The sequence below is a fragment of the candidate division KSB1 bacterium genome, assembly GCA_034506255.1.
GTDB classification, from domain to species: Bacteria; Zhuqueibacterota; Zhuqueibacteria; order Zhuqueibacterales; family Zhuqueibacteraceae; genus Coneutiohabitans; species Coneutiohabitans thermophilus.
Window position 1 is genome coordinate 45,068 of the sequence record JAPDPX010000003.1, and the last position, 12,259, is coordinate 57,326.

At 55.6% G+C, this 12,259-nt stretch carries 9 protein-coding genes; 6 read left to right on the forward strand and 3 right to left on the reverse strand.

The features are described 5' to 3' along the window. Window positions 1-340: 340 nt before the first annotated feature. From ONB52_06415 to ONB52_06440, 6 genes are all read left to right on the forward strand, one after another. Complete coding sequence (locus tag ONB52_06415) at window positions 341-1,642, forward strand: oligosaccharide repeat unit polymerase (GenBank protein MDZ7415780.1); 1,302 nt, start codon at window positions 341-343, stop codon at window positions 1,640-1,642. Further along, on the forward strand, window positions 1,629-3,146 hold the full coding sequence (locus ONB52_06420) for an oligosaccharide flippase family protein (protein ID MDZ7415781.1): 1,518 nt from the start codon (window positions 1,629-1,631) through the stop codon (window positions 3,144-3,146). The genes ONB52_06415 and ONB52_06420 overlap by 14 nt, the downstream gene beginning before the upstream one ends. Window positions 3,147-3,224: 78 nt before the next feature. Next, complete coding sequence (locus ONB52_06425; GenBank protein MDZ7415782.1) at window positions 3,225-4,166, forward strand: glycosyltransferase family 2 protein; 942 nt, start codon at window positions 3,225-3,227, stop codon at window positions 4,164-4,166. Next, the gene (locus tag ONB52_06430) at window positions 4,160-4,828 is read left to right on the forward strand and encodes a class I SAM-dependent methyltransferase (GenBank protein MDZ7415783.1); all 669 of its coding nucleotides are present in this window, start codon (window positions 4,160-4,162) and stop codon (window positions 4,826-4,828) included. The genes ONB52_06425 and ONB52_06430 overlap by 7 nt, the downstream gene beginning before the upstream one ends. 6 nt (window positions 4,829-4,834) lie before the next feature. Next, window positions 4,835-6,139 (forward strand): glycosyltransferase family 4 protein, encoded by a 1,305-nt coding sequence (locus tag ONB52_06435; protein MDZ7415784.1) that lies wholly within the window; start codon window positions 4,835-4,837, stop codon window positions 6,137-6,139. Then, on the forward strand, window positions 6,136-7,365 hold the full coding sequence (locus tag ONB52_06440; GenBank protein ID MDZ7415785.1) for a glycosyltransferase family 4 protein: 1,230 nt from the start codon (window positions 6,136-6,138) through the stop codon (window positions 7,363-7,365). Before ONB52_06435 ends, ONB52_06440 begins: the two co-directional genes overlap by 4 nt. A 102-nt stretch (window positions 7,366-7,467) precedes the next feature. Here the strand turns inward: ONB52_06440 and ONB52_06445 are convergent, their stop codons facing one another. From ONB52_06445 to ONB52_06455, 3 genes are all read right to left on the reverse strand, one after another. Continuing rightward, entirely contained in the window at window positions 7,468-7,653 is a 186-nt protein-coding gene (locus tag ONB52_06445; protein MDZ7415786.1) for a Uma2 family endonuclease, read from the reverse strand. Between the two features lie 486 nt (window positions 7,654-8,139). After that, on the reverse strand, window positions 8,140-10,575 hold the full coding sequence (locus ONB52_06450; protein ID MDZ7415787.1) for an exopolysaccharide biosynthesis polyprenyl glycosylphosphotransferase: 2,436 nt from the start codon (window positions 10,573-10,575) through the stop codon (window positions 8,140-8,142). Window positions 10,576-10,757: 182 nt separating this feature from the next. Beyond that, window positions 10,758-12,125: a nucleotide sugar dehydrogenase gene (locus ONB52_06455; GenBank protein ID MDZ7415788.1), complete on the reverse strand. Its 1,368-nt coding sequence runs from the start codon at window positions 12,123-12,125 to the stop codon at window positions 10,758-10,760. Between the last annotated feature and the right edge of the window lie 134 nt (window positions 12,126-12,259).

A 12,259-nucleotide genomic window follows, 5' to 3' on the forward strand; every position in this document is an offset into this window, starting at 1 on the left:
GACCACCTGCTTTTTTGACACTGGTTCAACAATCTCGGGTGGCACCCGCCAATTCGGGCGGACGGGCCGGACTTGTTTGAATGTTGTTTGATCAGCGGCCTACTGTCTGTGGTTGACATTTTACATAAGTGGCCGGCTCTTGCTCCGGCCCTCGTGATGCTGAAGCTTGCCGCGGCAGCGAGAGGTGCTCGCCTCTCTGTCTCGAGCTGTCAGCCAGCAGCTTTCAAGTTTATACAACAAAATGCAGTGCGATTGATTGTCCCTCAATCGTTTCCTCGTCTAAAACACTACGGCCAGTTGGACCATGCACATACATCCCCTTTTGCTCTTGCTGTGTGGTTTGCTGGGTGCCTTGGTGGGGCGCCTCTGCTTCCGCCGTTGGTTTAATCATATCACGCTTTACTCGATAATCTGGGGAATGGGTCTTGCGCTGTATGAAATTGGATTGATCCGTTATCCCCGCCTGGCAATCGCAGTCTGGTTGATGGTTTTGACGGCGTGGGTGGCCTTTTTAATCGGCTCCGTTCTCCCGGCTCTGGCGAACCGCGCGGTGGCAGTTGGTCAAACCGGCGATTGCTCACCGCGCTCCTGGTCTGCCCACAACCAGGAAACCAGGTTGCTGGCGATTGCGATTTTGATCTTGACAGTTTTGGCGCTGTTTGCCGTAATCAATCATTGGGTGGTTCTAATCAATCGGTTTGGCAGCATCACCAATGTCTTGCTCAACGGTTACCAGGTTTACCGGCTGCGCACCACCGGCCATGCTGCCAGCATCGGTGTCATCCCTTATGTGGATTCCTTCGCTTTGGCCGCCTGCTGTCTGGGTGGGATTTATGCCGCACGAAAAGGTCGTATGACCCTGTTGGCCTTGCTGCCGTTGCTCACCCTGGTCATGGAGGACATCGCCCAGGCCGGGCGAGCCAAGATGTTGATTGGTTCGCTCCTGTTTTTCAGCGCTTTTTTCCTCACAAAACGCCGCATGCCGGCTGGCGGCGCGGCACCAGCGGCACGCGCCAGGTTTCGAAGCGTGATCTTACTGGTCTTTCTCGGGATCATCCTGGTTGGTGCCTTCGAATTTGTTCGCTTCTATCGCGGTGCCAATGAGGTGTTTTATGGAATGTCGCGTCAATTGGGTGAGTTTACAGGCACGGGTTTCATAACCCCTTCGGTTTATTTGTATCTCAGTTCGCATGTGGGTGTCTTCAATGCCTATTGGAATGCTGGTGGCGAGTCGTTTTTTCCCGGCGCCAATACCTTTGCACCATTGTTTCGCGTGCTCGCCAAATTTGAGCTGGCTGACGCAGTCCCCTTTTTCCAAAAATTTTACAACGTTCCGGTGAGCACCAATACCGGCACCTACCTGCGCGAGTTGCATGCCGATTTCGGCCTGGCTGGCGTCCTGCTGGCACCTTTCCTGATCGGCTGGTTATGCACTTTTTTCATGACGCGTACGAAACGACAGCCGCGGCTGGTCAATCTGATCGTGCTCACCCATTTGTACCTGATCGTCATGTTTTCTTTTTTTTATCAGATCACCCGTTTGGGAGAATGGTTGATTAGTCTCCTGACTGCGCTTGCAGTCGCCATGCTGGTCGATCTCAACCGTTACCTGCATCGCATCCTGCGAGTTGGCCATACTTGAACCCCGCTCATTCCATCAAGCGATTGAAATCGCGGGGAAGAACCATGGCGATTCTCTCTCGACAAATGACAGTTTGCTCATGCTCAGGGTCTCGGAATTACGGTGGAACTCTCTTTTCTCATTTTTGTCTGCTTTCATTCAATTGGGCAGCAACACCTTGCTGTTCTGGGGGGTTGCCCGTATTTTTGGTGCGGAAGCTTTTGGCCAGTTTACACTTGCCCATTTGCTGGCGATCATCTTTCTGTACCTTTCTGACTTCGGCATCGATTTGTTGTTTACCACGGACCTTGCACGCGAACGTCAACATGCCACGCAACTGTTCTGCCGTTTTGCCTCCCTCAAAGTGATCTTCGTGGGGGGTGCGCTGGTGGTTATGATGTTGCTGATCGGCGGTTCTGATTTCAGCCCCGGCACCCGTCTGCTGCTCTGTCTTTTTGTGCCCAGTGTGGTTTTCACCGCAATCAGCAATTTTGTTTTCGCGTTGTTCAGGGGATTTGAGCAATTGCAGCATCAAACACGAATCTCCTTTCTGCAAAATGTCGCCTTGCTGCTCAGTCTGGCCATTATGGCGCTGACCCGCGCGCCCCTTTGGTTGTTTGCCACCGCGTACACGTTGAGCCGTGCGGTTGGTGTGATCCTGGCCGTTCGGACAGCGCTGACACTCATTGATGGCCGCCATCTTCGTCTGAAATTTGACGAGGGGGTTGCTCTGCTGCAGCGTGTCTGGCCGTTCGGCATTCATTTGATTCTGGCTGTCTTGCTGTTTCACCTCGACACCCTCCTGTTGTCCTTTTTTGAGGATGATTATTCCGTCGGCATCTATCAGGCCGTCATGAAGCTTGTCACGTTGACGCTAATTTTGCCCGATGTTTTAATTCAGGCCATGCTGCCCACCCTTGCCCGTCTGCACTCGGAGAATGAATATCTCTGGCTGCGCCTGGGACGCTTCGTCAACAAAACGCTGTTGTTCGTGTCATTGCCGCTGGCATTTGTCTTTGTCAATTATCCCGACACGATCATCTCCCTGGTCTATGGTTCGACAGAATTCGCGGCCGCCATTCCGCTCATGCAGTTGGCCGGCGCCATGATTGTTTTCCGTTTTGTGCTTGAAACCTATGGTGTCATGCTCACTGCGCAAGGAGAGCAGTGGCGGCGCACCAGGGCTGTGGTCCTCGCAACCACTCTCGCTCTTGCCGGGAATCTCTATGCCATACCCCGCTTTAGCCGCCAAGGTGCACTGACGATCGCCCTCGCTGTGAGCGCGGTGCTCATGGTGACCCTGATGCTTTCGCAAAGAGAGTTTTCGCTGGGGCGCAGCCTGGAAAGCCGTTGCCTTGCGCCGTTGGTGGCAATCCTCGCCCTGAGCCTCGGTATGTGGCATTTGTCACCCCGGGCGAGATTGTTGCTGTTGCTGCCGGCGCTCCTGTTCTACTTGTCAATCACCCTGGCTTTCGGCTACAGCGCTGATGAGCGTCGCATGATCTCGCGGGGGCAGCAATCATGAAGCAAATTCATCAATAAATTGGCAATGCCCCAGGGTAAAACTTGCACTGGTGCTGCACGTCTCAGGAAAGTCAGGAGAATGCTTCCCACGGTCTCAATCATCATTGTTTCTTACAACACGAAGGCAATACTATTGCAGTGTCTTCACTCGCTACGAGAACATGTTCAGCAAACCTCCTTTGAAACAGTGGTTGTTGACAATGCCTCCCATGATGGCACTGCCGAAGCCGTGGCTGCGGACTTTCCGGAAGTCATTTTGATCAGAAACAATGAGAATCGCGGGTTCGCCTGTGCCAACAATCAAGGAATTGCCCGCGCTCGGGGAGAATACCTGCTGTTTCTCAATCCCGACACGGTTTTTGTGGAAGATGCCATCACCCCGGTCCTAGCTTATATGGAAGCACATTCGCGGGTGGGTATTGGTGGTTGCAAAATACTGAGTTCGGACAGAGAGCTACAACCCTCCTTTTTCCCACTGCCGAATCTTCTCACGATGAGTTGGACGGCTTTTTTTTTGGATCGCCTGCTGCCACTGAATTGTTTGAATGGACGCTGGGTCATCGGCAGAAGGCATCCGACAGCGCCCACCCGTGTACAAAGACTGTTGGGCGCCTATCTGTTCGTCCGCCGGCGGGCACTGGTGGAAGTGGGTGGCTTCGATGAAACCTTTTTTTTGTTTTGTGAGGAGGAGGATTTTTGCCATCGCATGGTTCTTCATAACTGGGAAATTCACTATCTGCCGGTATGCAGCATTGTACATTTGGGGGGCCAGAGCACGACGCAGGAGAACGTTGCCGCAATCGTTCATGCCAATGCCGGCAAAGTGCATTATTTTCGCAAACATCATGAGAGGGCAACGCAGATTTTATTTCGGGCAATTTGGTTTCTGGCGTTGGTGTTGCGTCTGATGCTGGCGCTCCGGCTGCCAGCATCGCAGCGCCGGCATATGATTCGCGCATATTGTCAATCACTGCCCCTGCTCTTTCAACCTTTAAAACCAGAAGCGGAGGGGACGTGCTGAAAAGGCTGCAGAACGTCCTGCTTCATTTTGACCCCCGCCGCCAGTTCTTTCGCCGTTTGCGCGGCTCACAGAATATTTTGGATTTGGGTTGTGGCGATGGCAAGAACTGTCTGGAGTTGCGGGAAATGAATCCCAGTCTTCAATTTTATGGGATCGACCTGCGCGAGCCGGAGGGGATACCACCGTTCATTCATTATCATCGGCTGGATTTGAACACCGCCAGTTTGCCATACAACAACCAATTCTTTGACGCAATACTGCTGGTGCACGTCATCGAACATCTCGACAATCCTGCCCATCTTGGCGGTGAGATTCAGCGTCTGCTCAAGCCGGGAGGCATGATTTACATCGAGACCCCCAACTGGACGACGATGTTCCTGCCATCATTCGGTTTCTATCGGGAGCAGGGTTATCCCTTCAACTTTTTCGACGATCACACACACAAACGGCCATGGAGCAAGCAGGGGCTTTTTGAGTACGTGAGACAGGACTGCAGCTTGGAAGTCGAAAAGGTTGCAACGCGCCGCAACTGGCCCAAACTTTTTTTTGATCCCCTGATTCTGCTCTGTGCTCTGGTGGGTGCCAAGCGGCCATTCGTCGTCTCCTGTTTCTGGAACCTGGTCGGCTGGTGTATTTATGCGATCGGTGTCAAGAAAAGCTGATATCAAATGGATTTGTTCTCTTCATCAGGGCGTGAGACAGACCCTCTGTCACGCGACACAAACAAATCGGCTCCCGCCACCTCAAATGGGCAGGAACGCGGCTTGCTGTCGCTGGCATTCATCAGTGCGGCAGGGCATTGGCATTATCATGAGAACTCTGACTGTCAACGGGTTCGCACCATGAAAATTTTGTTGGATGACGGCCTCTCAACTTCTGTTGCCCTGACGGGGATCGGCCATCAATGTTTGGGACTTTATCACCATCTTCGCAATTTCGCCGAGGTGACTCTGGCTGATTATCATGAGATTGGCTGGCTGCCACGACAAGTCCGGCGCGCGGCATACCTGTTTGTTTCCAACGTTTCCTGCCCGTTGTCATCTTATGATGTGGTGCATTACAACAATTTCTACACACCCAGGCTGCCTTCCCGGGGCGCCAAGGTTGTCACCATTCATGATTTGTGGATGTTCCACCGGCCGGACACTTTGCCCCGCCGCTACGTTCCCTATATTCAGAGGGCGGTGGCACACTCTCTGCAAAGGGCAGAACTGGTCATTGTCCCCTCTGTTGCGATTGAACAGGAGATTCTTCTTTTTTTTCCCTCAACGCCGCCGGATAAAATCATTGTGCTTTTCAACGGCCTGCGAGACATCTTCTGGAGACCGCCTGAAACAGCCGGAGAAGTTGTTGCAGATTTGCAAGACAAGTCTTACTTTCTTCACGTCGGAACCATCGAAGAGCGCAAGAACATCAGTTTTTTAGTGCAATGCTTTCAGCGGGCACGCCAGCGCGGCGATCTCAAACGTGATTCAAGGCTCGTGCTGGTGGGCAGGCTGGGACCGGGGCATGAGCAGATAATGCCGCTTATCAGGGCATGTGATTTTGTCCATCTGCTCGGCCATGTCAGCGATGAAGAACTCCTCTGGCTTTATCACCACGCCAAAGCCCTGGTTTTCCCCTCACTGTATGAAGGTTTTGGCATTCCATTGATTGAGGCGATGAGCTGCAAACTGCCCATTATTCGATCAGATATTACCGCAAGCATTGAGATTGACCGTCGGAACGGTTCCCGCATGTTCGGCTTTCCCCTTGATTCGAGCGACAAGTTGTGTGAAATGCTGTGTCTGCTCGAGCGGGAAGGAGAATACATAAGGGCCTCGTTGGACTATGGCGATCTCTCCATCTATCATTTCGATCAAGTGGCCCGCCAACATCTCGCAGCCTACCAGATGGCAATCGAAAGAAAGGCGCAGTTTGGCAGTTGCTCTCGGCCCACATGCCATCATCGCACGCAGGATAAAGGAAAATGAGAATCCTTCTCCTCACTCCGCGTGTCCCCTATCCCCCCTATCGCGGGGATAAGCTCAAAATCTTCAATCTCATCAAGCGTCTGGCTCGGAGCCACGAGATTTATCTCATCTGCTTTGCACAAACCCGCCGGGATTTGGGGAATTTGCAGCAGTTACGCCCATATTGCAAACAGATCAACCATGTCAAACTGCCGGTTTGGCTGTCGCTGCTCAAGTGTTTTGCCGGTTTGTTCCTGTCTGTGCCATTGCAGGTGCAATATTTCAAATCGCGGCGCATGCAAAATCTCATCGACCGGGCCTGCCGCGGGCAACATTTCGACATCATTCATACGCATTTGATTCGCATGGCGCAGTATACCGCCGGCAAGAGCGGTTCGGTCAGGGTTCTGGATTTGACCGATGCCGTGTCGCTTTATCTTGAGCGGTTCATGGCACGTGCAAAAAATCCCCTCCTGAAGCTGCTGCTCAAAATCGAGTTGCAGCGCATGATGCGCTACGAACGCCTGCTGGAGCAATTCCATGCCTGCTTTGTCTGTTCCGCACCGGATCGCGAGCAGTTGCGCAAAACTGCACCGGAAGCCGCCATCGAACTCATTCCCAACGGTGTCGATTTGAGTTATTTCTCGACCAATGGCAGCCTGCCTGATTACGATCCCGACCGCATCATTTTCACCGGCAATCTGAGTTATTATCCCAACATCGACGGCATTCTCCATTTCACCAACGACATTTTTCCGCTGATCAAGCGGGAAAGACCGTCCGCCAAATTGTATGTTGTGGGGCAGTCGCCGCCGGCGAAAGTGAGGGCGCTGGCCTCGCCCGATGTGATCGTGACCGGTTTTGTCGAGGACATCAAGCAATACTATTTGAGCAGTGCGGTGGCCGTATCGCCGATTCGATTTGGGGCCGGGACTTTGAACAAAATCATCGAGCCCATGGCGCTGGGGGTGCCGGTAGTGGCAACGTCCGTTGGAGTGGAGGGGCTGGAGGTGATCCCCGGTGAGGATATTCTCGTGGCGGATCAGCCGCAGGCATTCGCGCGGAATGTCGTGGCCGTGCTGCAAGATTCGGCACTGCGTGAGAAGCTGCGCCAGGGTGGCATGGCGGTAATTCGAAAACGATATGATTGGGATGCGATTGTCACGCGCCTGGAAGGAATTTATCAAGAGCTGGTGCTGCAGCAATCACGCCAGGAAAAAGCGAAGACCTTTTCCGCCATCGATTAACTCAGGTGTAAACTTTTCGTCCCCGTCTTGTCGCCTCCCGCCGCGGAATCGTCTGAGCAATCTCAACTTTATCGGGCGGCTCGACGGCGCATAGTCAATACTTCACCCTCCGAAATCCGCACATAAATTCCTCTTGTCGACCATTTCCAGCCGCTGGCTGGCGGGTGAGATGACTTCAACAGCGACATCTGCCGGCCTGAGCCATTCCGTGCCGCCCAAAAGAAGCAGGCGCACCTTGTGTGTGAACATCAAATCCGGCCGGGGCACATTTTCGTCGTCGAGCTTCATGGCGAGGCATTAGTCGTATCCACCCGGTGAGCCCATCTTGAAGCTTGCCGAAGCAAGAGAGGTATTTTCGAACTTTTTTCAGCGCGCGCTTTTGTGGCAACCAGCCGGAAAGGGCAACCGAGTGAATTCAGCGCGAAGATACGCAGCGATTCACCAAGAGGAAAGATGGGTTCACCGAGGGGATACCATTAGTCGATAACCAGCTTCGGCTTTTTCATCTGCGAAGCCATTCCGGATGAAAAAATCCCGCCAAGTTTTCATGTCCAATTGCTCCCGGCGATGCCGGGAGGATCTTCCCTGGTTTGAAGCAAGTTGATCCTTTGTCCCTGTACGTGGCTGCAAAATTCGCGCGGGGTGAATTTTTTCTCTGATGGCAAGGCACGCGGCATCGCCCGGCCGGCAAAGTGGATGGCATGGCCCCCTTCCGAAATTCCCGTCGTTGGCGGCAATGGCAGCCAACATCATCTTGAAAGCAGCCCCGATCCGCTATTGCCCGCGCCCGGCCAGCATGACATAGATGGTGTGCAGGATGATCTTCAAATCCATGCGCAGCGACATGTTTTCGAGATAAAACAAATCGTATTGCAGCTTCTGCTTCACGTCTTCGAGCGTGGCATCATAGGCGCCCTTGATTTGCGCCCAGCCGGTGATGCCGGGCCGCACGCGCAGCCGCCGCGGGTAGAGCGGAATTTCCTTGCGCAGTTTTTCCACGAAATACGGCCGCTCCGGTCGCGGCCCGACAATGCTCATCTCCCCGCGCAAGACATTGAGAAACTGCGGCACTTCGTCCAACCGCCATTTGCGCAGGAACCGGCCCACCCGCGTGATGCGCGGATCATCCTTCTCCGCCCACTTTGGCCCGGTGAGCTGCTCGGCATTGGTCACCATCGAGCGGAATTTGATCACTTCGAAAATGCGGCCATGCTTGCCCACCCGTTCCTGGCGATAAAATGTGCTGCCGGGCGAATCCAGCCGGATCGCCAGCGCGATCAGCAGCCACAGCGGCAGACCCAGCACGAGCACCAGCAGGGAGACGAGAACGTCGGTGGCACGCTTGGCCAGCCGTTCCCACGCCGGCATGTATTGCGGCAAAATCTCGATCAGGGGGAAGCCGTAGATCTGATTGGTGCGCGCCTGACCGGTGATGATGCTGTAGAGGTCGGGCACGATTTTCAGGCTCACCGGCAGGCCGTCCGTCTGCGCGATGATCTTGACCAGCGCGTCTTGATCCTGCTTTTGCAGTGCGATCAGAATGTCCTCAACCTGATGACGCACTACAATATCGCCGAGGCGGTCAAGCACGCCCAGCACCGGTACGCCGTGAAAACGGTGCAGCCGGTCGGACTCGGTGGGCGCGACGAAGCCGATGACGCGATAGCCGAGGGCGGGATATTTGCTGATGTTTTGATACAACTCGCGCGCCTTTTGGCCCCAGCCCACAATCACGGTGCGGTGCAGGCCGATGCCGTTTTCGAGCAGACGGCGCTGGGTGGTGCGCAGCAGCATGCGCCCGGTGATTACTGCGCCGGCAACGATGAGCCAGTAACTCACCAGCAACATGCGGCCGCGTGAGATCGGGTTTGGCAGATCGCGTTCCCAATCGAACGTCAGCAAAAAGATCAGGAGCACGCCGCCCCCCACGATCTTGACGATCGCAAGGGATTCATCCAGACGGGAGGCGGCATTCCAGGCGCCATATAAACCAAACAGCAGGAAGACCAAGAACCAGAAAACGAAGATGAGGTTGGCCAGAAAGAAAGCGTGTTCGAAATCCAGAATGGCGAACAGGCCCAGCTCCGAGCGCAGATGCGCCCACACGAAAAAGGCCGCCGTGATGGCGACATAGTCGCTCAGGATCACCGCCGACTTTTCCACCCACTTGGGCAGGGCGGCACCCCAGCGTTTGCTCACCAGCAAGCCGGCCAGTGTGCCCATGCCAAAGCCCAGATGAATGACGGCCAGCACCACGGGCAGAAGGGGCAGATACCGCAGCCGGCTGCGCAGCGCCAGGAGGGTTGCCAGGGTGAGATTGCCGGCGGCGTAAATCACACCAGCGGCAAGCAAACCGGTCGTCGCCCAGTCAGCGAGCGGGGTGAGCAGTGCCAGCGTGGCAACCACCAGGAGCAGCAGCGCCGGCAGCAGATGGTGCATGCGCACGGGTGTGCCGGTTCTTTTGGTGCGCATGGCCCAGCCGTGGCCGTGCACACCAGTCCAGCCAAGCAAATCGAAAAGGTCTGCACGAATGGCGAGAGTCGATTGAATGCGGGGTGAGAAATAGAGGGAATAGCCGTGTTGTTGCATGCGTGCCGCGGTGTCGTACTCATGGCCGGGCATTTCGTGTTCCAACACCCCGGCGGCGCTCAGGGCGGTGCGGCGGTAGGCACCATGAATCAGGGCCTCGCGGCGCACGCCGCTGTGCGTCTCCTCCTGCGTGCCCGTGGGCAGCACCCATTTCGACGCCAATGCCATGCCGGCTGCCTGTTGCAACCAACCGGTGCCGCGATAGCACAGGCGTCCGCCCACGGCTGCACTGCCACTGGCTTGCATCACCGCAATGCTTTGTGCGATGAAGTCATCGGCCAGCACGGCATTGGGCGCGAGCGGGATGACGACGTCCCCGGGAGGGGCGGCAGCGCGACGGGAGCGGGCGGTGCGAGACTTGGCATAAGTCCGCCGCACACGCAACCCCGGGTTGTCGCGGGCGAAGGCACGGATTACCTTCTGTGCCGCCTCGTCCGGGGCGTCGGCGATGATCAGGATTTCGATGAGATGAGGGGGATAGGTTTGACGCGCGATGGAGGAGAGACATTCCGGCAAATACTGTGTCGCGCCCCGCAGGGGAATCACGATGGCGACCTGGGGGAGCGTCTCCTCGCGGGCAGGCACTGCTGCAGACTGCTGGTCGGGGCTGGGCAAGGCCATGCGCTTCGCACTCCACAAAAGAAAACCACGAATTTCATCGGAAAAGCGGCAACAATCTGTGAAATTCGTGGTTCATTTTCAACGCTGAAGTGCAGCGGCTGGCGCCGGCACGGGCGGGATATGGTCATGCCACCGTGGTTGTCATCCTGGCAGCGCGGCGCAGGGCAAATCGGCCGGTTGCCTCAATGTTCCTCGTGATGGCGCATCACATCGGGGATCGAGTTGGTGCCGCAGCCGAGCTTCACCACTTTGCGCTTGTAGAGCTTGCCGTTGGCCGCGCCGTTGGTGGCATTGCGCGTGTCCACCACCAGCCTGGCGTTCTTGACGATCATTTCATAGTCGAAGGCGTCGTGGTTGGTCGCGATCACCACACAATCCGCGCTTCTGACCAATTTGGGGGTGAGCTTGCGGGACTGGTAGAGCTTGCCGTTGACTTTGAGGGTCGGCACCCAGGGATCGCTGTATTCCATTTTGCGGCCGCCGCGATTGTAGAGCAATTCCATCAGCTTCACCGCCGGCGAATTGCGCGTGTCATCGACATTTTTCTTGAAGGCGGCGCCCAAAACCAAAATCTTGGCATCGCGGATGGCCACGCCGTGATGCGAGAGCGAGCGGATGATCAGATCCAGCACGTAATAGGGCATGTTTTCGTTGGTCTGCGCCGCCAGCTCGATGAAACTGGTGTGAAAGTCATACTCGCGCGCCTTCCAGCTCAGATAGTAGGGATCGACCAGGATGCAGTGGCCGCCAATGCCGGGCCCGGGCCAGAAGGGCATGAAACCGAAGGGTTTGGTCGAGGCCGCCTGCACCACTTCCCAAATATCGACGCCTTCCATGCGGTCGCAGAGCTGCGCCAGCTCGTTGACCAGCGCGATGTTGACCGAGCGGAAGATGTTCTCCAGCAGCTTGGTCATTTCCGCGGCTTTGGGGTTGGAAAGTTCGTGCACTTCGGAGACCACCTTGCGGGAAATGGCCGCCGCCAGTTTTGTGCACTTTTTGGTCACGCCTCCCACCACCACCGGCGTGGTTGCCGTGGTGAATTTTTTGTTGCCGGGATCGATGCGTTCGGGGGAAAACGCCAGGTAAAAGTCCTTGCCCACGGTGAGTTTTTGCGCCTCCAGGATGGGCTGCACCACTTTCTCGGTGGTTTCGGGGTAGGTGGTGGATTTTAGGATGATCAACTGATCTTTGCGCAGGCCGGAGGCGATGCCGTTGGCCGCACTCACGATGTAGGAGACATCCGGTTCCTTGTTGTTGGTGAAGGGCGTGGGCACGCAGATGAAGATGACATCGGCCTTGCCGATGTTTTTGAAATCGGTCTGGCCCTCCAGCTTGCCGGCCTTGACCAGCTCCGCCAGCTTGTTGCTGTCAACGTCATCGATGTAGTTCTGGCCTTTGTTGAGTTTGGTGATCTTGCGCTCATCCAGATCGATGCCCACGGTGTCAAAACCGGCGCCGGCATATTCCACGGCCAGGGGCAGGCCGACGTAGCCCAGGCCGATGACGGCAATCTTCGCGCTTCCGTTTTCGATTTTCTGTTCGAGGGTCACAGGTGCACTCCTTCCAATGGTTATCCTCAAAAAAGTACGAGCCTACCCACAGGCGGCTTTGGAAATGATGAATGCTTGACTCAGGTTGAACTTGATCCGGAGGAAAAAAATCGTGCCTCGGGCGAGGGGTTCAA